This window comes from Aliarcobacter thereius LMG 24486, assembly GCF_004214815.1.
Lineage (GTDB): Bacteria > Campylobacterota > Campylobacteria > Campylobacterales > Arcobacteraceae > Aliarcobacter > Aliarcobacter thereius.
The window spans coordinates 457,082-478,169 of sequence record NZ_CP035926.1 but is presented as its reverse complement, the minus strand read 5'-3'; the positions used below and the strand labels follow the sequence as shown (position 1 = coordinate 478,169).

The window sequence follows — 21,088 nt, the reverse complement described above, 5'->3', positions numbered from 1 at the left end:
CTTTGAACTTAAAAAAATTCTCTTTGGTATTAAAAAGCTTGAGTTTAACTCAAACTTTTTAATTCAGCTTCTATTTTTTCTAACCTTGTTTTTACCTCATCAAGAGCTTTTTTATTCTCTTCTATTACATTTGCTGGAGCATTTGCTACAAATCTTTCATTTGAAAGCATTCCGTTTAATTTATCAAACTCTTTTTGTGCTTTCTCTTTTTGTTTCTCTAGCTTATCAATAATTGGTTTCATATCAATCTCTTTTGTTGGTAAATAAACCTCTAAATGATTTGAAACATCAGTTATACTATTTTCAACTTTTTTATCTACAAACTCAATATCTTCAACTTTTGCAAGTTTTTCAATAAATGGTTTTGCTATATTTGTATCTATTAGTTTATCAAGTTTTATATATGCTTTTGAAATTTTTGAATTTCCCATATCTATAATAACTTTTGCTCTTCTTATAGAAATAATAGCTTCTTCAATTATTGCAAACATCTCTTCAATTTTTTCATCTTTTTTTATATCTTTTGGGAAATTCATAATCATTAGTGAATCACCATTTTCAAGAGTTGTTCCACTTAATTTATGATATAAATAATCACTAATAAATGGCATAAATGGACTTACCATTTTTAAAGTCTCTTTAAAAATTGCTCCAAGTTCTACAATACTATCTTTACTAGCTTTTGAGTATTCAATTCCCCAATCACAAAACTCCATCCAAACAAATCTATAAAGAGTACTTGCAGCTTCATTAAATTTATAGCTTTCAAGAGTAGTTCTAACCTCTTCAACTGCTTTGCTTAATTTGCTTTGCATATATAATCCAAGAGGAGTTTCAATATTTATATCTTTTAAATCAGGGAAAGTATCCACATTTAAAGTTAAAAAGTTTGAAGCATTATAAAGCTTATTTGTAAAGTTTCTAAATTGTTCTAAATTTTTTGCACCTAGCTTTATATCTCTTCCTTGAACAGCTAAATATGCTAAAGTAAATCTTATAATATCAGCACTATGTTCTTCAACCATATCAAGTGGATCAATTACATTTCCTTTTGATTTAGACATTTTTGCACCTGTTTCATCTCGTACTAGTGCATGCATATAAATATCTTTAAATGGTAGTTCTCCTAATAGATACTCTCCCATCATCATCATTCTAGCAACCCAGAAAAACATAATATCAAAACCTGTAATTAACAAAGAGTTTGGATAGAAGTTTTTCATATCTTCTTTGAAATTATATAGTTCTGATGATTTCTCATTATTTCCCCATCCAAGTGGTGAAAAAGCCCAAAGTGCAGAAGAGAACCATGTATCTAATACATCAGGGTCTTGTACATAATTCTTATTATTACATTTTGGACAAGCTTCTGGAACATCGTTTTTATCTGCCCATTCATGATTACAAGAGTTACAAGTAAATACAGGAATTCTATGTCCCCACCAAAGTTGTCTTGAAATACACCAAGGTCTTAACTCATCCATCCAAGCTGTATATGAATTTATCCAGTGTGCTGGATGAAAATTATTATGTGCTTTAGTTTTTTCAATCGATTTTTTTGCTACTTTTTCAGACAAAAACCACTGTTTAGATATAAATGGTTCAACAATGTTTTTACATCTGTAACAGTGCCCTACTTGATGTTTATGCTCTTCAATTTTAGTTATAATCCCATCTTCTTGAAGTTTTTTTACGATAATTGCTCTAGCTTCTAATCTTTCAAGCCCAGCAAATTCTCCACATTCATTGTTTAAAATACCTTTTTCATCAAAACATTTTATAAACTCTAAATTGTGTCTAAGTCCTACTTCATAATCATTTGTATCATGAGCAGGAGTTACTTTTACAATACCTGTTCCAAACTCCATATCAACATGAGAATCAGCAATTATTTTTATTTTTCTATTAATTAGTGGTAAAACTAACTCTTTTCCTATTATTGATTTATATCTCTCATCATCAGGATGAACCATAACAGCACTATCTCCAAAATATGTTTCAGGTCTTGTTGTAGCAAGAGTTACAAATCCACTTCCATCTGCAAAATTATAATTCATATGATAAAAATTACCATTTATCTCTTCATGTTCAACTTCTATATCACTTAATGCACCATCATGTGTACACCAATTTACCATATAGTTATTTTGAGTAATTAAACCATCATTATAAAGTTTTATAAAAGCTTCTTTTACAGCTTCTTTAAGTCCTTCATCCATAGTAAATCGCTCTCTACTCCAAGCTGGACTTACTCCTAATTTTCTCATTTGATGAACAATATTTCCACTTGAACTCTTTTTCTGAATCCAAGCTCTTTCTAAAAATTTTTCTCTTCCTATTTTCTCTTTTGTTGTACCCTCTGCTAATAGTTGTTTTTCAACAATATTTTGAGTTGCAATTCCAGCATGGTCAGTTCCTGGTTGCCAAAGAGTTTTAAATCCATCCATTCTTTTATATCTAGTTATAATATCTTGTAAAGTAAAAGTTAATGCATGTCCTATATGTAAGCTTCCTGTTACATTTGGAGGTGGCATCATAATAGAGAAGTTTTTACCATCTTTTTGTATAGATTTATTTCCATCTATTTCAAAATATCCTCTTTCTTCCCAAATCTTATAAAAACTATCTTCTACCTTTGACGGTTCATATTTATCGCTCATTCAAATTCCTAATTATGTTACTAAAATAGCTTAGATTTTATCCAAATATCTCTTAATGATTAATTTTGTTTGCTTTTAAAACTCTTTTGGATAAAATTTAATATTCTAACTTAAAGGAGAGTAAAATGTTTAAATTTTTTATTGGTATTTTATTTGCAAGTGCTACATTATTCGCAAATGATTTACAAACTACTGGTGTTGAAGTTACTTTAGAAAATGGTAAGAAAGTAACTATAAAAAGAGAAAACAAACCAAAAGAGTGTGAAAATATTGCTTTTGATCCAAGAGAAGTTTTTGGTGGAGAGCATCAAGCAAGTAACAATGTAAATGAGAAATGTAAAAGAGCCTATGTCACATATTTTGGAAAAATTGCACCTATGAAAGCAGCTCCAAATATTGAAACATATGGAGAACTTGAAGTTTTAGAGTTTATTTTAAAAGCTAAAAGAGATAAAAATTTACTTCTAATAGATAGCAGAACAGAAAACTGGTTTTACCATGAAACGATTCCAAGTGCTGTAAATGTACCTTATGTTTATACAAAAAAATCTCAATATCCAGATGAGTTTAAAGAAGCTTTAGAAATTTTTGGAGTTATTGAAAAAAATGGAAAATATGATTTTTCTAATGCAAAAACCCTTCTAATGTTTTGTAATGCTACTTGGTGTGGACAATCTCCTGAAGCTATGAAAGAGCTTATGGCTATTGGTTATCCCCAAGAGAAAATGAAATGGTATAGAGGTGGAATGCAGTCTTGGCTTAGTTTAGGACTTACAACTATTAGACCTTAATATAATATATTCTCAAGCTTTTGCTTGAGAATATCTGTTTACTTAATTTATAAATAATTTATCAAATATATCCACAATACTTTCATCGATTTTCCCAAGTTTAGCTTCTTTTTTCATATTACTTATTATTTCTTCATGATTTAAATCCTCTTTTAAAAGATTATTATAAAAAACTAAAGAGATTAATAACCTATCTTTAAAACTCAAATCCTTTGCTTCAAGATTGAATAATCCACTCCCATCCAATCTTTCTTCAACATTTTTACAAAGCTTTACAATATCATCAAACTGCATTATTTGGCTTAGTGCTATTTTTGTATAGTAAGGATATATATTAAAATTATTCTTATTTTTATCATTACAAAGTGCAAGTTTTCCAATATTTTGTAAGCTTGAAGCAATTTTAAAAAGCTCTTTATCTTTATGTTCAAACTCAAAATAGTTTGCTAAAAGTTCTGCTTTTTCTACAATTTTTGAATCTTTTTCTACAAAAGAGTTGAATTTCATACTCATTTTTAAGATATCTTCAAATTTTAAAACTATTGTAAAATCATTTAATTTTGAATATATGAAAAGTACTATTTCATTTGAGTTTTCTAAATCTAAATGAAATGAAACCTTAGATATCAACTCTATTAATACATCTTTTATATCTTCATTACATGAACTTTTATCTATAAATTCTAAAATCACTTTTTTATTATTTATGCTATTTTTATTAAACTCATTATTTAATACTAACTTATTTGAGAAATCTACTATTTCTAAAACATCTTTATCTTTTAAAATATTTTTATCTAAAAAAGAAAAATTTTCCAAAGCTTCAAGTCCTAAATCATAAGCCAATGCTAGGGCTGTAATATCAGCTAGTTTTCTATCATCATAATTTAATTCAATTGCAATATTTAAAGATATATATGCTCTTTTTTTACTATCAAAAAAATCAGCAAATGCCAATAAAAAATTATTTAAATTAAATACCATCTCTTTTTTCTTATCCATAATTTACCTTTTATCATTTTTATTACTTATTTAAAAGAGATATTACAATATAATTTTTGATTATAAAATTAAGGAGAATTTTTAAATATGAGAATAGTTGTTTCTATATTTTTATTATCTGGTTTTCTTTTTGCTTTTGATTACAATTTAAAACCAATCAAAGTTTCATCTGATGTTTGGTGCTTTTTTGGAAAAACTGAAGTTCCATCAAAAGAAAATGGTGGTTTTATGGCAAATTCATGTTATGTTAAAACAGATAAATCATATGTTTTAATAGATAGTGGAACTAGTTATAATTTTGCTTCTCAAGCATATAATGCTATGAAAAAAATCGAAGAGTTACCTGTAAGTAATATTATAATTACTCATGAACACGATGATCATTGGCTTGGTAACAGTTTTTATAAAGATAATTTTAACTCTAAAATCTATGCTCCAAAATCTATAAATACAAACTATACTAGTTCTTCAAAACCAAGAATTTTTAAGATTTTAGATAAGAAAGAACTAGAAAATACAAAAATTATAAAAGCTGATATTATTGTTGAAAAAGATTTGACTTTAGAAATTGATAATAAAGTTTTCAAAATTTTACATATTCCATATAAAGCTCATACAAACAATGATTTAATGGTATATTTAGAAAATAGCAAAACAATGTTTACAGGTGATATTGTAATGAACGAAAGAATCACTTCAAATCGTGATGGCTCAATAATTGGAACACTCAAAGTTCTTGATTTATTATCTACTTATCCTTGGCAAACTCTTGTAGCTGGTCATGGAACTATTGTTGATAAAAATGCTATAAAACATACAGAAAATTATTTTAATAAACTAAAAAAAGATATTTTACAAGCAATTGAAGATGGTATTGAAGCTGATGAGATTACAAATATTGTAACTATGGATGAATTTAAAAATATTGATATGTTTGATGAGTTAAATAGCAGAAATGTTTTTGATGGATTTACTGAATTAGAGTTTTACGAATAATATAATTTTAGGGGTTAAAAATGTATATTGTAGAGAACTTAGTCTTCTATACTTGTGCTAAATTAGATTTAACAAATCTAAAATCAGTAGAGGAATTAAACTCTTTAAAGAGTAATAGTTTTTCTACTATTTCATTAGAAAACTACTGGTTTACTAGATTCTTTCTAAAATCTAATAGTTATTTAAAATTTGAGATTAAAAACTTCAAAAATATATTTAATCAAGATTTTGAACTAGATAAATATATAGATAGTTTATCTTTAAAAGTTCATTCAGATGGTATTACATCACTTGAGATATATTTCAAAATAGATGAGTTAAAAATCATATCTTTTGATGAATTATTAGATAAATTCACAATAATTTATCTAAATAGATTTTTTGAACTTGTTCATAAAATAAATATTGATTTAGAAGCACAAAAACTTCTTAGCTTTTCTTCTAATTATATGTATGCAACTTTATTAGATAGAGAAAAAAATAAAGATATAAATATAAAAGAGCTAAATAAAAACTCTTTCTCATTTAGAGTGCATTGTTTTTTATCAGATACAAACTCTTGTCAAAATATCAAAGATTTCTACTCAAATGAAAATATTAACTCAAAATCAACTATTGTTGCTTTTGAAAATAGTAATTATGAAGCAACTATTTATAACTCTTCAGTTCTTTGGTATAGCCATATTTTGGATAAAGAACATATATCTTCTTTATTAGATTTAGACTCCTTAACTCTAAAAGAGAGTGTAATTTATAAAAAATCAACTCAAATATATACAAATCAACTCTTCCATATTGATATTGAATCTCCAACTATCATTGAGTCTATAAAATTATTTGAAATGCATAGAGTAAATAGATATTTTTTACAAAAATCTAGGCTTGAAGAGCTAAATTATAGTGAAAATATAAATAGCTTTACATCTATTCAAAGAGAGATTGAAGATTTTGAAGTACAAAAAGATATATTTGAGAAATCTGAGGAGAATTTCTTAGAAATTCATGAAGTAATTGAAAATAAAGAGAAATCAGATGCTAGTAAAGTAATTCAATATATTCTTCTATTTTTAACTCTATTTACTATTTTTTCTATGGGAATCGATATTGTAGAATTTATGGAAGTAGAATTTGAATCAAAAACAAAAATAAATATTGATGTTATTTCAAAAGTTGAGATTACAATATTTTTAATATCTCTTGTTTTATTTGCATTTTATAAAGCTAGTAAATATATTAAAAAGAGTTAGTTTTTAAAAGGTAGAAAACTACCTTTTAAAATTAGCAAGAATACATTGTTTTAAATTCAAAAGGTGTAGGTCTAGCTTCATAAGGCCAAACTTGTGTTTCAAATTTAAAGTTTTGATATGTATCTATCATTTTTTTAGTAAATGCTGGTCTTAAAAATTCATTATCTCTAATTAAAGCTTCTAATGAACCTCTTAAAGTATGTGGCATTTGAGGAATATCTCTTTCTCTTATCTCATCTAAAGTCAATTCAAATAAATCATCATCCATAGGTCCTATTGGTTCATATCTATTTTTTATTCCATCAAGTCCAGCCATAAGCATAGCAGCAAACGCTAAATATGGACAAGCAGTTGAATCAGGGAATCTCATCTCAACTCTTGTTGATTTTTCACCAGCTCCATAAGGAATTCTACAAGATGCACTTCTATTTTGAGAAGAGTAAGTTAAAATTGATGGTGCTTCAAATCCTGGAATCAATCTTTTATACGAATTTGTAGATGGATTTGTAAACGCTGCAACAGCTCGTGCGTGTTTAAATACTCCACCAATATACCATCTTGCCATATCACTTAATTTACCGTATTCTCCCTCTTTATAGAAAAGGTTTTTACCATTTTTCCAAATAGATTGATGTACATGCATTCCACTTCCATTGTCTCCATAAAGTGGTTTTGGCATAAATGTTGCTGATTTTCCATTTAAATGTGCAACCATTTTTACAACATATTTAAGTTTTTGAACATTATCACTAGCTTCTATTAAATCACCATAAACAATACCTATTTCGTGTTGTCCTTGTGCTACTTCGTGATGACCTAATACAACTTCTAGTCCAACTTGTTCTAAAATTTGCATCATTTCAGCTCTTAAATCAACACCATTATCAATTGGAGCTACTGGAAAATATCCACCTTTTAGTCTACTTCTATGCCCAATATTTCCACCTTCATAACTTCTATCATCATTCCATTCACCATCTTCACTATCAACTTTATAGTGTGATTCATTTACTGTATCTTTTATTTTTACATCTTCAAAAATGAAAAACTCATTTTCTGGTCCAAAATATGCTACATCTCCAACATTTGATTCTTCAAGAGCTTTTACAGCTCTTTTAGCAATAGATCTTGGACATTTTTCATACATTTGATTTTCATAAATATCATAAACATCACAAATAACAATAACTGTGCTATCAGCAGTAAATGGATCCAAAAATGCTGTTTCAACATCTGGTTTTAAAATCATATCTGATTTATGAATTGGTTGCCAAGCTTCAATAGAAGCTCCATCAAAAGGCATTCCATTTTCTAATAAATCATTATTTATTACTTTGAAATTATATGTTACATGGTGCCAAGTACCTTTTAAATCTGTAAATCTAAAGTCAACAAATTTAACTTCATTTTCACTACAAAAACTAAAAAACTCTTCTACATTATTTACAAATTTTGCCATAAAACACTCCAAAAATTTTAAGCTAAGATTTTATCTAAAATTCAATTAATCTTCTATCTTTTTTCTCAAAACTTACACATTTAGTATATCCTATACTTTTTGCAAGTTTTGTAACATCTTCATACCCAAAACCTATATGTTCAACCTTATGAGCATCTGAACCAAAAGTTATATCAATTCCCAAAGAGAATGCCTCTTCTAAAAGTGGTATTGAAGGATAAGCTTCTTCAACTGGTTTTCTAAGTCCTGCTGGATTTATTTCTAAAACCATATTTGATTTTTTTATCTCTTTTAATGCATCTTTTGCTATTAATCTTACATCTTTCTTTGGTAAATATTTAAATACTTTTATCAAATCTAAATGCCCAACAATATCAAAATATTGAGTTTTTGCCATCTCTTTAATTGCATCAAAATATTCTGTCCAAATAGAATCTATATCTTTTGACTTATAAACACCTATAAACTCAGGATTATCAAAGCCCCACATATCATTCTTATTTTGTAAGAAATGCACTGAACCTATTAAATAATCAACTTTTGCATTTATAATTTCATCAAGCATAAAACCTTTTAAATAATCAACTTCATAGGCCAAAAGAACTTTTATATCTTTTTTATATTTCTCTTTTACTTCATTTACCCAAGATTCATATAAAGCTCTCTCTTCTAATTTCATTCTATATTTTGGATCATAATTCATAGGAGCGTGACAAGCAAAGCCATATTCAGTAATTCCAAGTTCTATTGCTCTTTTTATATACTCTTCAACAGTTCCTTCAGCATGATTACACAAAACTGTGTGATTGTGAAGATCTACTCTTTGTTTTTTTATTTTATTATTCATGCTAAAATACCTGCACCATCGATTTTCTGGCTTCTATCTTTTGCATAAATTCTATCGTTATTTAATAAATCATACTTCCAAATTGGAGCATTTTTCTTAAAATCTTCAACATATTCATCTATTAACTCTAAAGCAACTCTTCTTTGTGGACTACAAACTCCTGCTATATATGAGCTTTTATGATTTAAAACATCTCCAACACTATGAGCCATAAAAACTATTGCTCCTTTTTGCTTTGCTTTTTCTTGCCAAGAAGTAAACCATTTTCTTAAAATTGGTTCATAAACATCAAATGAAAGTCCACTTATCCCACCTTCATCTCTTATTATTCCTACAAAAGTAATAAATGCTCCATAATTTAAATTCTTATATTTTTCATACCAAGCATTATGTATTTTTTCTATTTCTAAATCATTTTTATGCAGTTGTAAATCTTCACTAAACAAAATTTATCCTCCACAAACTGGTGGTAATAAACTTATTTTATCTCCACTTTTTAATTCAAAATCTCTATTTGATACAAGAGTATCATTTACAGCAACAGCACATGTTTCGAGCCAAGACAATATTTCATCATCTTTTTTTAAAATATCACTAAGTTCTTTTAAATTTCTTATTTCAATATTCATATCATCTTTATTAATAGGACCTAAAAATTCAACTTTTACCATATTTAACCCTCTCTTATTAATTTTATACTATTATATCTACTTTAGTTTAAAGAAATTAAAGGCATTTTTTATGATTTTTTCAAAGATAGATTTTATTAACTTACTTCCCTTTCATATTTATATAAAAAAAAATATAAAATCAAATCAATTAAGAGCTAGTATTGAGTATAAAAAATCATATCCATCTATAATCACAAATAATTTCAAAAAAAGAAAAGTTCATAGTGCTTTTATCTCTTCAATTGGTTCAAGAAATGAAAATTTTTTAGATTTTGGAATAATTGCTAGAGATTATGTTGATTCTGTTTTTATTTTACCAAATAGAAAAGCAAAAGATGATTTTCAATCAAAAACATCAAATGCTCTCGCAAAAGTTTTGGGTCTTGAAGGAGAAGTAATTATTGGTGATAAAGCTCTGAAATTTCACTTAGCAAATAAGAAAAAAGAAAATCCTGAAGAGATAATAGATTTAGCAAAAGCTTGGCAAAACAAATTTAATCTTCCTTTTGTATTTGCAACTTTATGCTATAACAAATATGAGAAAAGATTAAAAAATATTACAAAAAACTTTGATAAAAGAAGAGTAAAAATTCCTCAATATATTTTAGAAATATATTCACAAAGAAGTGGAATTGCAAAAAATGATATTTTAAACTATCTTCAAAGAATAGATTATGATATTACTTACAAAGAAAAAAGAGCATTAAAACTCTTTTTAAAATTAACTACAGAAAAGAGAATCTAATGACAATATTCGATGCCATATTTTTGGGAATAATTGAAGGTATTACAGAATTTATCCCCGTATCTTCAACAGGTCACTTAATATTTTTAAGTGAAGTTCTAGGTTTAGAACAAAATAATGCAAATAAAGCATTTGAAATTATTATTCAATTTGCAGCGATTATGGCTTTAGTATTTGTTTATCCTTCTAAATTTACTTTTAAACATATTAATTTATGGACAAAAATCTTTTTAGCTTTTATTCCTATTGGTATTGTTGGTTTTATATTTTCTAATCAAATAAAAGCCCTATTTTCAATTCAAATTGTAGCTTGGATGTTTATAATTGGTGGTATTATATTTTTAATAGTTGAAAAATTTTATGATGAGAAAAAGAGTCATATAAATGATGTAGAAGATGTATCTTTAAAACAAGCAATGTGGATTGGTTTTGCACAAATTTTTGCTTTAATTCCAGGAACAAGTAGAGCAGGAGCTAGTATTATTGGAGCTATGATTGTAGGATTAAACAGAAAAGCAAGTGCTGAATTTTCATTTTTACTTGCTGTTCCTGTTATGTGTGCTACAACTTTTTATGATGTGCTAAAGCATTACGAAGAGATACTTCAAACTGGAAACTTACTTCCTTTAATAATTGGTTTTATAGTATCTTTTTTAGTTGCTTTTATTGTAATTAAACTATTCCTAAAATTTTTAGAAAAATTTACTTTTGTAGCTTTTGGTATTTATAGAATTATTTTTGGGATTTTGATACTAGTTTTGTTTTGAAAAATTTATTTATTATAAAATTTTGTTACTCAAAATTTCTACTAGTTCAAATACTCTAGTTGAGGGATTGTCAAGTTCTGGATTGTGTAAATCTGCATAATTTTTAAGTAGTTTTTTTGCATTTTTTATAGCTGTTTTTTGTAATTCTAAAAGTTCATTAAAAATAAGTTCTGTCATGGCTTCTGTTTTTATATTTTCTTTATTTAGTTTTGAAAAAGTTGCAAAGTTTTTATCTTTGAGTTTTTTGATAACTTCTTTTATAACATCATCTCTGCTTATAGCCGTATCTCTATAAACAAAATGTAACAAATACCAAATCTCAAAACAATCATTTGAATATGCAACTTCAACTCTTTTGCTTTTTGCCTCACTTAGAGCTGTCAAAAAATCATCTTTTGGATGTCCTCCTCCATTTACTCTAGCAATATCTCTATCAATTACAATCCATCTATGTTCAAAATCTTTGTAAGTTTTATCATCTTTTTTATGATTTAATAAATCTTGTAAAACACCCTTAGGATTTACATGTTCATGCTTTGCTATTACCAAAGAGTCTTGAGTAATTTTTTTATCTTCTATTAATTTTTTAATAATCATTTTAAAATAGTTTGGAGAAGATATTTTATCTTCACAAGCTATTAATACACTTTTTACTTGCTCTTTGATTTGCTTTTTTCTTTTAAAATCATCTTTAGATTTTTCTTTATTATTTGTATATAGTTTTTTTCTAGCCATTTAAAACTCAAATTCCCCAATATATGGAACTGCTCCATATTTACCTTGGATGTAGTGCTTTTCAAAATCATCACTTGCTCTTACCCCTTTAATTTCTAGCATAGAATATAAATTTGTAGAACCATATTTATCTTTTTGTGTAAACCAAATTTGCTCTCTTTTAAATATAGTTGGTTTTAAAAGATTTGTATCGTGAGTTGTAAATATTAGTTGAGCGTTGTTTTTATTTATTTTTTCATCATTAAAAAGTTTGATTAAATGCTTTGTTAAAATTGGATGTAAACTACTATCTAACTCATCTATTAAAAGTATTTTTCCATTTTTTAAAGTATCTATTACAGGGGCAGAGATTTTAAAAAATTTTTTTGTACCAAATGATTCATCTTTTTCTAATTCAAAAGTCTCATGTGTAATAAAATTGTTTTCATCATCAAAAACTTTATGAGAAGTATTTATACTAATAGATTTTACACCACCATTTTTTAGTATCTCTTCTTTTATAAATTCTGGTAATTGTACTTTTGAAACATCGTCAAAATGAATGTCATCTTCTTGTAAATCGATATTTTCTATCCCTATATCTGCTGTTTTTACTAGATTTACTATCTCTTTTTTGAACTCTTCATCTTCCATTTTTCTAAGTGTAAAGTTCATATAGCCGTTGCTATCTGTACCGTCTAGCATATTAAAATTTGAAAACCATTTTAAAATAGATTTTGATATAGTTGAATTTGCTAATCTATCACAAACCCACAAAAAAAGCTGATTTTGTGCAATATTTATTTTTTTGTTTGATTTATCAAAAAAGCTATAACCCTCTTTGAATTTTTGATTGTTTACATAATCTTCTTCATCTATATCTCTATAAAAAAGTTTTGCTTCTTTGCCTTTTTCATCTTCAAATAACCACTCACTATATATTGTTGTGCTATCTAGTTCAAAACCATATCTATATTTTTTTTCATCTATAAAAAAAACCATCTCAAAACTACTAGAAGACTCTTTTGTGCTAGTGTTAAGTCTAAAAGGTGAGTATGGCAATATATCTGTAGATTGGATAATCTTATATTTATTTAAAACTAAAGTTCTCATAAAACTCATGGCTTTTAAAATATTTGTTTTTCCACTTGCATTTGCACCATATATCACAGATGTTCTAAGTAGGTTGTAATCTCTAATAGAAAAAGAGTTTTTATCTTCTTTTGAATTATCTAGCATACTAAAAGTTGCTTTTTCTTTGATAGATAAAAAATTATTCACTGTAAATTGTAAAAACATATTATAAATCCTAATTAAATTTTAGAATTGTAGCAAAATAAACTTTATATTTGTAATTTTTTTACAAATATATGATTTATTATTTTAAAAATAATCAAAAAGAGATTTTTAAACTAGTTCATACATAAATATTTGCAGCCATTATTTTATTTAATAAAAAAGGTTGTTGAATTAGTATCCTCTCCTTAAAAGAAAGCACTATTACTTCATTTTCTACTTTTTCTAAATCTTTTTTAGAAATATATATTTCTCGTTTACCAGATTTTGATAAATAATCCAATGTACTAGCCGCTGTATATTTGAAGATATTAATAAAATGCTTTTTTTCACTATTTATAAGAGTTTCTTTTTGAGAAAGTACATAAAAAAGTGAAAATATAAAAGGGTTAATAGGTATATTTTCTTTAAATGTAAATCCATCTATAAACTCTCTATGCTTTAAAATTGTACAATCTAACATACTTTTTAAATTTAAACTAACAGAACTTTGATAATCAGAAGCACCCATAACACAAATATTCTTTCTTGTATCAAGATGATGAAAAGCTGCAGCTTGGCATTGTGACATTATTAAAATTGTTTTATTTTTATTGCTTGAAATATTTTCAAAATAGTCAGAAGATAGAGCTTTCCTTTGGCTGTCTCCAATTTCTAAACCACTTATAGAACCATGTCCACTTGCGATAAAGACCAAATCTTTATCATCTCTTTTATAGTTTTCTTCAAAATCAAATATATCTATTATATTTTCTTTTGGAATCCACTCTTTTATTACTTCTTTAAAAGTTTTGTTAGCACTTTCAAAATATTTAAATTTCTTATTGCTAGTAACCTCATCTAAATCTTCGAGTATTTGTGTATCAATAGATAAAAATACATTCTCTCTTGGAATAGAATTTTTGTTGATTAAATATAAAATTATAAATAAGTCATTTAGATGTCTTATTGGTCCATTCCCATTTTTAGGTGTACCTGAAAACAATACATAGTGAGTATTATTGTTAAAAAAATTTGTTCGCTTTTCTCTTATTTCATTCAAAAAGCAAACTCATTGAAAGTTTTTGAAAAAGGGTGATTGTAAGTGTATTCTTTGATTGAATATTCAAAATCTAAAGGTTCATTTACAAGAGAATTTGCAAAAAAATCAGCTTCCAACAGCAAAAGTCCATCTTTTTTTAAAAATACGCTACCTTTTGCATCATTGAAATTTGGATTAACTATATATGCCGCCTCTTTTAAAAGCTCATTTTGCTCTACTAAATCCAAAAAAGATTTGCTATCTTGTTTTATTTTGAAAATAGATAAATAAGAACTTTTTATATCTGCTAACATTTGCTTATCCATATTTACCAATACTTCATTAATATTTTTCAATTTTTACCCTTTTTAAGTCTAAAATTATTGAATTTTATCTAAAAAAATATAAATTTTGAGTTATCTGTATTACTTTTATCCAAATAAATTTTATTATTTTAAAAACTACCAAAAAGAGAATTGTTTTTAAAAAGTTCTAAAATATTTGCTTTGTATTTTATATTTTCATTTCCTCTATAATTTTCTACTATAAAATAGTTTTTATATTTTTGATTTATAGATAGTTTGTCATTGTAGATTTTTAAAATATCATTATCAATTAACCATTTTTTAATCTCATTTGCTTTATTTATATTTGTATATATTTTTGACTCTTTTATTTTATTATAAATCTCTGTTTGTGTGTAGCCTGTATTTTGTTTATAAATATTTGTAATATTTTCTATATTCAACAACTCTTTTTCTAAAAACCTATTTTCTAAAGTATAAAAAACTTTTAATTTTTTATTATTTGTTATTGCTCTTTTAATATTCTCAAAACTCCCTTTGCTTTTTCCATCCCAAATCACAAAAGAATAATTACTATTCAAAGTCATAAACTCATCTTTATAGGTCTGCTTTTCTCTTTCTCCAAAAAGATTTTTATCATAATCTACTTGTATGATTTTAAATTTATTGGAAGCTAAATATCTAGGAGTTTCATAAATAGTGCAAATATTTATATTTGTATAGTTTCTTTTATAAAAGTATTGTTGAATCAAAGTATCAACTCCTTTTGCATCTCCAACAAAGATTTCAAACCCTTTATCTATAATATTTTTCAAACTTTTTATAACATCGTTTGGTAAATCTTTTATAGAACTTGAACCACTTATGAAAACACTACTCATCTTTTTACATCCTTTGCAACTATTAAAAAGAAATTTAATTTATTTGTTTTATCATATAATTTCTTTAATATTGTAGCAATAGAGCTACCATTTCCCATAACATCATCTATAACTATATATTGATGACTCAATGATAACAAACTTTCATTTAATGTATATTTTAAAATAGAATTTTCTACTCCATCTTTAAAAGTAGTTATACTTTTACTATCTTGTCCACTATTTTTTATAATAATATTTTCTACTTCCAAAGATGATAAATCTTTTATCTTTTCTACTATCTCATCTGGAACAAGTGAACTAGATGAAATATAAGATAGTTTTATATCTTTGTATTTTTTCGCTATTACTTCAACATAAGCATTCATCTCATTTGCAAAAATTTCAATATACTTTTTTCTTTCCTCTTCTTCTATTGGAGGCTTTTAAGATATTTGAGTTTATAAATCTTTTGTCCATAGTTTGTAAAACTTTCATGGGTTTTACCATTTGAAGAAAAAGTTTTTATCTTTGTTGCAATATTTCCATTTTCTTCTATATTTTCAAATTCTTTATAAAAATCTAAAATAATACCTCGTCCTATTTCTATTTTATCGTAATAAATTTTTACAAATAAATCATCTCTTGTTTCATCTTTTATGTAAGTTAGATTTGTATTGTCCGTGATAGGAGTTTCTTTATTTGTATAAATCTCTACTTTGAATTTTCTAAAATCAAGCATAAAACTTCCTTGTGTTGAAATGATTTTATTATATAAAAGATAGTTTAATATCCCATTCCACTAAATTGATGAGCTAAATACGTTGCATGGTTATCTGTCATTCCAACAATATAATCAATAACTCTTTGATATTTATTGTATAAACTTTGTTCTGTTTTTGGTGAATTCTCTTCTCCCATAAGTTGTAAAATTCTTCTATTTTTAAAATTCATCTGTTTTATATCTTTTTTTTCATGTAATTCATAAGTAGCTTTTATCATATTATCTAATAAAACACCCAATATATTATAAGCTCCAAGTTCTAATTCTATTTTTCTTGTTTCATTAAATACTTTTTTAGATGAAAGCTCTTTAGCAAGTTTTAATCCTGATTTTAAATTTTCATCTGTAAATAAAAATATTAAATCTTTCACATTTTCTTTTAGTAATCTTTCATAATTCTTTTCAAAAATATTCGAAGTATGATTTGCTAAATTATTTATTCCTTTAGCTATTAATTTTGAAAGCTTTTGTATTTCAGTTAAATTTTTATCATTTAAAACTTCTTCCCAAAAAAGTTTAGAAGTTAAATCTATAAATATCTTTTCTAATTCTTCAAGTCTTAATATTTTCAATTCAACAGCATCTTGAATATCAAGAAGCCCATAACATATATCATCAGCCGCTTCCATAAGATAAGAAAAAGGGTGTCTTAATATAATATCATCTTGTATTAAATTAAACTGTTCAAAAATATTAATAATATTGCTTTTTTCACTTTGAAAAAAACTAAACTTATCTTTATTGTTTTTACCATCACATGAACTCCAAGGATATTTTATCATAGTAGCAATAGTTGAAAATGTTAAACTCATTCCAACTTCAAAATTGTGTTCTATTTTAGAAACTATTCTAATGCTTTGAGCATTTCCATCAAAAGATATAAAATCTTTCTTTTCTTGTTCACTCAAATTGATTAAATATTTTTGATTTTCATCTTTTTTAAACCACTCTTTTATAACTTCTTCACCAGCATGCCCAAAGGGTGGATTTCCTATATCGTGTGCTAAACAAGCAGTCTGAACTATGTAAGCAACATCATAGGGATTTATATCTTTATCAAATTTATTTTTTAATATCTCACCAGCTTTTAATCCCAAACTTCTTCCTACACTTGCAACCTCTAAACTATGAGTTAATCTATTATGAATATGGTCATTTTTTGCCAGTGGATGTACTTGAGTTTTTTTAGAAAGTCTTCTAAAAGAGTTTGAAAATATAACTCTATCATAATCTCTATGATAGGGTGTTCTATACTCATTTTCTAAGTTATCTTCTTCTATTTGCACAGTTCCATCTTTTATTTTATATCTTTTAGTAGATAAAAGTTGTTTTTGCATTTTGTTTCCTTGTAAATTAAATTTATGTTAGATTATACAAATTTTTTATAAATATATTATGATATATTGTGGTAAAGTTATATTTTATTCTCATATAAATAAAATATTATAATTTTATTTTATTTATATGGGATATATTGGCTTGTATTTATACTGAAGTAGCTCTTTTTTGTAATTTTATAATTTGTCTAAACATAAAAATTGATTTATCAATTTCTATAAATATTAAAGTACAAGGAGTAATTATGACATTATTAGAGTTTCAATGGGGTGTGTTGTGTGGGGGAATGGTTTCCAATCCACGTTGAATAACTACTTCGATAGTATAAATCTTGCTAATTTTTTCCAGTAACGACACACAGAGAAGTTCAATTCTTCTCACCCACACCAAAATTTTATTTATTTTAAGATATTTGTTTTTGCCAAAGTTAATTAATCTTTGACAAAAACTTTATTTTAAATAATTATCCTCTACTTAACACTTTTTCTGCTTCAATAATTTTCTTCTCTTCATTAGCAATTTCTCTTTGTGCTCTTGTTTGGATATCAATTATCTTTTTTCGTGCTTGAGTAATTTTATCCAAGTACATTTTCTTTTGACTATCTGATAATGCCATTATTTTTACCTCCTTTCATTAAGATATAATTATTTTATCTAAATTATAATTGAATGATATCACTTATAACTTTTCAAACCAAATCCAAATATCCCTTTAAAATTCCATTTGAAACAACATCTCTTTTAACCAATTCATCTAATATCAAAATAGCTAAATCTTTACTATCAAACACAAAGTGAGCAAGAAGTAAAAATTTCTTTAGCATATCTGTATCATATTGAGTTAATTTTCTTGGATCTCTTATATAAACTGCATCGCCATCTATTAGTTGATTTTTAATACCATTTATTTTTCTATTACTAGATAAAGAACCGTGTAAATGTACTTGTTTTTGAAACATAAACTTATGAAATAAAAATCCTTGATTAATAAGCTCATTATGTACATCTGCAAAGTCTGGTGCATTCTCATAAAGAGGAAAAAATCCAACTTCTGGTATTACACAAATAGCTGGTTTTAATACTTGTTTTACATTTTTAAAAACATTCAATTCTCCACATTGTATATCAATTTTTAATAAATCGAATTTTGGTAAATTAGGTATTCTATCTAAGGCTAAACATTCCATAGAGATAGTTTCTGTTAATCTAGTTCCATCATACCATCTTGGATTATTTATAAATTTAATAGTATTTTCATCAATTTTATAAGTTGATGTAAAATCACTCTCCTTGTAAATGTTTAAATTTGTTGTACCTGTTTTTCCAATAGCATATGGGAAATATACCTCTTTTTCGGGGTTTCTATCTTTTTAATTTTCATATGCTTGTGGCTGTGGCTCAAATCCTACAATTTTACATAATCCCATTTTATTTAAGATATTATATGGAGGTACTGATATAGGATTTGCTCCAACATCTACAACTACAATTTTTTCACTAAAATTTAATTTATTTATAAATTGTTCGGTAGTTAATTTATCAAAATATTCTAAAATGGTCTTAAACTCTGAACTAATATTTTTGTTTATACTGCTAATTATAATTTTCTCTGTAGCTTTTAGTATTTATAGAATTGTTTTTGGAGTTTTGATACTTTTGTTGTTTTAAAAAATTTATTTATTATAAAACCATTGTTACGATAACTTAGGTTTTTATAATAAATATTAATAAACTAACATTTAATAAGTTGCTTCATTTCTATATTGTTTAATAAAATTAAATAAAAACACCAAAAATATTGAAATAATAAATCCTGTTACAAAAGCAACTGCAACTATTAGTTTTTTCTTAGGTTTTACTGGAAAATCGTTTGTGATTATCTCTCCAATAATATTACTATTTTTCACTCTATCATTTGTAAGTTTCAATTTTTCTAAAACTAAACTATTATTTAAATCTTCTAGTTTTTTTTCAAAATTTATATTTAATTCTATTTCAGCATTTTTTATTTCATCATTTAATATATTTTCTTTATTTTTCTCTAAATCTTTCAATTTTAAATTTGTTAAATTTTCTCTTTCTTTTATCAAATTCTCAATTGTATTTTGAATATTCAATATTAGATTTTGTGTATTTAATAACTGTATAGACATAAGCATATTTTGCGTATTATCGTTTGATATTTGTTTTGATATTCTATTGGCATCATTCTGATACTCTTTTAATTTTTGCTGATTGAATTCTAATTTTTTATTAATTGCTTTAAGCTCGACATTTTTTAATAAATCTATCTCTTTTTCAACTCTTACTAATTTTTGCTCTTTAATTTTATTTATATTTTTTTGAAGATCAATTTTTTCTACATCTAAAGCATATTTTATTTTGTCTTCGATATTTTTTATATTAATATTTGTTTTTAATATAAATTCATCAATTTTATGTTTATATTCTTTTTGAAGAAATTCAATAACTTCTTTATTTTTATTAATAGCTTGTTCATTTGAAAATGATTCGGTTGAAATTTCAATAAAATTTTGAACATTTTTTACTACAGCAATTTTAGTAACTATTGCTTCTTCACTATCTTGTGGGTTATCAACATTAAAAATAATTTTTAATTTTTGTTCAATAATATTACTAGGTTCAACAATTTGTTCTCCTATATAACCTATTCTAACTATAGATTTTGCTTCATAAATTGGAGTTTTGCTGTAAGCATAAATTCCAGCTAGAATTGTAACTACCAAAGTAAATAAAATTATAAAATTTTTTTTGTCCCAAATAATTTTAAATAACTCTCTTAAATCTATCTCATCTTCTTGTATATATCTATTCTCTTGCATCTATTTTGCCACCATAATTAAAATATATAAAGCTGATGCAAAAATTGTAAATGTTACAACCGAAGCATAAAAATAAAGTTTTTGTTTTTTGTGCATATAATTTCCCCTATTTTCTTTAAAAATTAGAATAAATTTATAATTTATTGTTTAAATTCTTGAAATATTATAATTTTCTTGCTTTATTATCCATTATTTATGGAATTTTCTTGTTTTGATAGAAAATTGACTGTTAATATTCTTCTCAAAAGGTAAAAAATGGAAATGCACGAAAGAATAAATTTATTATTAAAAGAGAAAAATCTATCAAAAAAAGAATTTGCTCTAAAACTAAGAAATTTAGAACCAAAATTAAATAATACTTTAGAAATTCCATCTGAAAAATCAATTTATGCTTATTTAAATGGAAGAGTAAGTATTAGAATAGAACTAATCCCTTACATAGCAGAAGTTTTAGAGATACCTGAGCAATTTTTATTTGATGATAGTAGTCGTGCTAGAAAAATAGTTTTAAAACATATATTAAAAGATATTTCAAATGAAGAAAAAGAGTTGTTAAAATCAAAAATATGTCCAGAACAAAATCAAAAAATCAATATTGCAAAAGATAGATTCCATACTATAAATGATTTGTTGGTATATGCTCCAGATATTTTTTTGGAAAACTTAGAAAATACTTTAAAAAACTACAAAGATTTGACTTTGAAGTTTACGAAATAAATATATTCTTGCGAACTAATAAATG

General features: G+C 25.4%; 22 protein-coding genes and 1 pseudogene. 6 read left to right on the top strand and 17 right to left on the bottom strand.

Going from position 1 to position 21,088, the window contains the following annotated elements:
* Positions 1–44: 44 nt before the first annotated feature.
* The gene (locus tag ATH_RS02520; RefSeq protein WP_066184955.1) at positions 45–2,660 is read right to left on the bottom strand and encodes a valine--tRNA ligase; all 2,616 of its coding nucleotides are present in this window, start codon (positions 2,658–2,660) and stop codon (positions 45–47) included.
* A gap of 125 nt (positions 2,661–2,785) precedes the next feature.
* Here ATH_RS02520 and ATH_RS02515 point away from each other — a divergent pair, with 125 nt between their 5' ends.
* On the top strand, positions 2,786–3,451 hold the full coding sequence (locus ATH_RS02515; RefSeq protein ID WP_066184956.1) for a rhodanese-like domain-containing protein: 666 nt from the start codon (positions 2,786–2,788) through the stop codon (positions 3,449–3,451).
* Positions 3,452–3,493: 42 nt separating this feature from the next.
* Here the strand turns inward: ATH_RS02515 and ATH_RS02510 are convergent, their stop codons facing one another.
* Entirely contained in the window at positions 3,494–4,453 is a 960-nt protein-coding gene (locus ATH_RS02510; RefSeq protein WP_066390629.1) for an HD domain-containing phosphohydrolase, read from the bottom strand.
* 87 nt (positions 4,454–4,540) lie between these two features.
* Here ATH_RS02510 and ATH_RS02505 point away from each other — a divergent pair, with 87 nt between their 5' ends.
* Positions 4,541–5,449, top strand: a complete 909-nt coding sequence (locus ATH_RS02505) for an MBL fold metallo-hydrolase (protein ID WP_066390632.1) — start codon at positions 4,541–4,543, stop codon at positions 5,447–5,449.
* Positions 5,450–5,469: 20 nt separating this feature from the next.
* Positions 5,470–6,696 carry a hypothetical protein gene (locus ATH_RS02500; RefSeq protein WP_066390641.1) on the top strand — a complete coding sequence of 409 codons (1,227 nt, stop codon included), beginning with the start codon at positions 5,470–5,472 and terminating at the stop codon, positions 6,694–6,696.
* Between the two features lie 31 nt (positions 6,697–6,727).
* Here the strand turns inward: ATH_RS02500 and glnA are convergent, their stop codons facing one another.
* Genes glnA through ATH_RS02480 form a run of 4 tightly spaced genes read right to left on the bottom strand, consistent with a single transcriptional unit; the run spans position 6,728 to position 9,673 of the window.
* Positions 6,728–8,155: a type I glutamate--ammonia ligase gene (gene glnA / locus ATH_RS02495; protein WP_066184960.1), complete on the bottom strand. Its 1,428-nt coding sequence runs from the start codon at positions 8,153–8,155 to the stop codon at positions 6,728–6,730.
* A 34-nt stretch (positions 8,156–8,189) separates the two neighbouring features.
* Positions 8,190–9,002: a histidinol-phosphatase HisJ gene (gene hisJ, locus ATH_RS02490; RefSeq protein WP_066390643.1), complete on the bottom strand. Its 813-nt coding sequence runs from the start codon at positions 9,000–9,002 to the stop codon at positions 8,190–8,192.
* On the bottom strand, positions 8,999–9,448 hold the full coding sequence (locus ATH_RS02485; RefSeq protein ID WP_066184962.1) for a molybdopterin synthase catalytic subunit: 450 nt from the start codon (positions 9,446–9,448) through the stop codon (positions 8,999–9,001). The genes hisJ and ATH_RS02485 overlap by 4 nt, the downstream gene beginning before the upstream one ends.
* Before the next feature lie 3 nt (positions 9,449–9,451).
* Positions 9,452–9,673 (bottom strand): MoaD/ThiS family protein, encoded by a 222-nt coding sequence (locus ATH_RS02480; RefSeq protein ID WP_066184963.1) that lies wholly within the window; start codon positions 9,671–9,673, stop codon positions 9,452–9,454.
* Between the two features lie 70 nt (positions 9,674–9,743).
* Between ATH_RS02480 and ATH_RS02475 the strand changes: the two genes are divergently transcribed.
* On the top strand, positions 9,744–10,418 hold the full coding sequence (locus ATH_RS02475; RefSeq protein ID WP_066390645.1) for an MqnA/MqnD/SBP family protein: 675 nt from the start codon (positions 9,744–9,746) through the stop codon (positions 10,416–10,418).
* Entirely contained in the window at positions 10,418–11,185 is a 768-nt protein-coding gene (locus ATH_RS02470; protein WP_066390647.1) for an undecaprenyl-diphosphate phosphatase, read from the top strand. Before ATH_RS02475 ends, ATH_RS02470 begins: the two co-directional genes overlap by 1 nt.
* Positions 11,186–11,197: 12 nt before the next feature.
* Here ATH_RS02470 and ATH_RS02465 read toward each other — a convergent pair whose 3' ends face one another.
* The 11 genes and pseudogenes from ATH_RS02465 to ATH_RS02420 all read right to left on the bottom strand — a co-directional run bounded on the left by ATH_RS02465 (position 11,198) and on the right by ATH_RS02420 (position 20,346).
* Positions 11,198–11,920: an RloB family protein gene (locus ATH_RS02465; RefSeq protein WP_066390651.1), complete on the bottom strand. Its 723-nt coding sequence runs from the start codon at positions 11,918–11,920 to the stop codon at positions 11,198–11,200.
* Positions 11,921–13,198 carry an AAA family ATPase gene (locus ATH_RS02460; RefSeq protein WP_066390652.1) on the bottom strand — a complete coding sequence of 426 codons (1,278 nt, stop codon included), beginning with the start codon at positions 13,196–13,198 and terminating at the stop codon, positions 11,921–11,923.
* A gap of 118 nt (positions 13,199–13,316) precedes the next feature.
* Positions 13,317–14,237 (bottom strand): hypothetical protein, encoded by a 921-nt coding sequence (locus tag ATH_RS02455; RefSeq protein ID WP_066184968.1) that lies wholly within the window; start codon positions 14,235–14,237, stop codon positions 13,317–13,319.
* Entirely contained in the window at positions 14,234–14,572 is a 339-nt protein-coding gene (locus tag ATH_RS02450) for a hypothetical protein (protein WP_066184969.1), read from the bottom strand. The genes ATH_RS02455 and ATH_RS02450 overlap by 4 nt, the downstream gene beginning before the upstream one ends.
* Positions 14,573–14,670: 98 nt before the next feature.
* Positions 14,671–15,402 carry a hypothetical protein gene (locus ATH_RS02445; RefSeq protein ID WP_066184970.1) on the bottom strand — a complete coding sequence of 244 codons (732 nt, stop codon included), beginning with the start codon at positions 15,400–15,402 and terminating at the stop codon, positions 14,671–14,673.
* Positions 15,399–15,770 (bottom strand): hypothetical protein, encoded by a 372-nt coding sequence (locus ATH_RS02440; RefSeq protein WP_066184971.1) that lies wholly within the window; start codon positions 15,768–15,770, stop codon positions 15,399–15,401. Before ATH_RS02440 ends, ATH_RS02445 begins: the two co-directional genes overlap by 4 nt.
* Before the next feature lie 44 nt (positions 15,771–15,814).
* Positions 15,815–16,123 (bottom strand): hypothetical protein, encoded by a 309-nt coding sequence (locus ATH_RS02435; protein ID WP_066184972.1) that lies wholly within the window; start codon positions 16,121–16,123, stop codon positions 15,815–15,817.
* Positions 16,124–16,167: 44 nt separating this feature from the next.
* A complete protein-coding gene (locus ATH_RS02430) occupies positions 16,168–17,502 on the bottom strand; it encodes a deoxyguanosinetriphosphate triphosphohydrolase (protein ID WP_066184973.1) in 1,335 nt (444 codons plus the stop codon).
* A 464-nt stretch (positions 17,503–17,966) separates the two neighbouring features.
* Complete coding sequence (locus ATH_RS09845; protein ID WP_165595962.1) at positions 17,967–18,119, bottom strand: hypothetical protein; 153 nt, start codon at positions 18,117–18,119, stop codon at positions 17,967–17,969.
* Positions 18,120–18,192: 73 nt separating this feature from the next.
* Positions 18,193–18,834, bottom strand: a pseudogene (locus ATH_RS02425) (FkbM family methyltransferase); the annotation flags it as partial.
* A gap of 408 nt (positions 18,835–19,242) precedes the next feature.
* Positions 19,243–20,346, bottom strand: a complete 1,104-nt coding sequence (locus tag ATH_RS02420) for a Wzz/FepE/Etk N-terminal domain-containing protein (protein ID WP_066186666.1) — start codon at positions 20,344–20,346, stop codon at positions 19,243–19,245.
* A gap of 255 nt (positions 20,347–20,601) precedes the next feature.
* On the opposite strand from ATH_RS02420, the gene ATH_RS02415 reads away from it, so the two are divergent.
* The gene (locus ATH_RS02415; RefSeq protein ID WP_066390654.1) at positions 20,602–21,063 is read left to right on the top strand and encodes a helix-turn-helix domain-containing protein; all 462 of its coding nucleotides are present in this window, start codon (positions 20,602–20,604) and stop codon (positions 21,061–21,063) included.
* Positions 21,064–21,088: the final 25 nt, after the last annotated feature.

Coding starts and splice junctions, on each gene's coding strand:
- ATH_RS02520 (WP_066184955.1), bottom strand. CDS start 2,660: ATGAGCGATAAATATGAACCGTCAAAGGTAGAAGATAGTTTTTATAAG.
- ATH_RS02515 (WP_066184956.1), top strand. CDS start 2,786: ATGTTTAAATTTTTTATTGGTATTTTATTTGCAAGTGCTACATTATTC.
- ATH_RS02510 (WP_066390629.1), bottom strand. CDS start 4,453: ATGGATAAGAAAAAAGAGATGGTATTTAATTTAAATAATTTTTTATTG.
- ATH_RS02505 (WP_066390632.1), top strand. CDS start 4,541: ATGAGAATAGTTGTTTCTATATTTTTATTATCTGGTTTTCTTTTTGCT.
- ATH_RS02500 (WP_066390641.1), top strand. CDS start 5,470: ATGTATATTGTAGAGAACTTAGTCTTCTATACTTGTGCTAAATTAGAT.
- glnA (WP_066184960.1), bottom strand. CDS start 8,155: ATGGCAAAATTTGTAAATAATGTAGAAGAGTTTTTTAGTTTTTGTAGT.
- hisJ (WP_066390643.1), bottom strand. CDS start 9,002: ATGAATAATAAAATAAAAAAACAAAGAGTAGATCTTCACAATCACACA.
- ATH_RS02480 (WP_066184963.1), bottom strand. CDS start 9,673: ATGGTAAAAGTTGAATTTTTAGGTCCTATTAATAAAGATGATATGAAT.
- ATH_RS02475 (WP_066390645.1), top strand. CDS start 9,744: ATGATTTTTTCAAAGATAGATTTTATTAACTTACTTCCCTTTCATATT.
- ATH_RS02470 (WP_066390647.1), top strand. CDS start 10,418: ATGACAATATTCGATGCCATATTTTTGGGAATAATTGAAGGTATTACA.
- ATH_RS02465 (WP_066390651.1), bottom strand. CDS start 11,920: ATGGCTAGAAAAAAACTATATACAAATAATAAAGAAAAATCTAAAGAT.
- ATH_RS02460 (WP_066390652.1), bottom strand. CDS start 13,198: ATGTTTTTACAATTTACAGTGAATAATTTTTTATCTATCAAAGAAAAA.
- ATH_RS02445 (WP_066184970.1), bottom strand. CDS start 15,402: ATGAGTAGTGTTTTCATAAGTGGTTCAAGTTCTATAAAAGATTTACCA.
- ATH_RS02440 (WP_066184971.1), bottom strand. CDS start 15,770: ATGAATGCTTATGTTGAAGTAATAGCGAAAAAATACAAAGATATAAAA.
- ATH_RS02435 (WP_066184972.1), bottom strand. CDS start 16,123: ATGCTTGATTTTAGAAAATTCAAAGTAGAGATTTATACAAATAAAGAA.
- ATH_RS02430 (WP_066184973.1), bottom strand. CDS start 17,502: ATGCAAAAACAACTTTTATCTACTAAAAGATATAAAATAAAAGATGGA.
- ATH_RS09845 (WP_165595962.1), bottom strand. CDS start 18,119: ATGGCATTATCAGATAGTCAAAAGAAAATGTACTTGGATAAAATTACT.
- ATH_RS02420 (WP_066186666.1), bottom strand. CDS start 20,346: ATGCAAGAGAATAGATATATACAAGAAGATGAGATAGATTTAAGAGAG.
- ATH_RS02415 (WP_066390654.1), top strand. CDS start 20,602: ATGGAAATGCACGAAAGAATAAATTTATTATTAAAAGAGAAAAATCTA.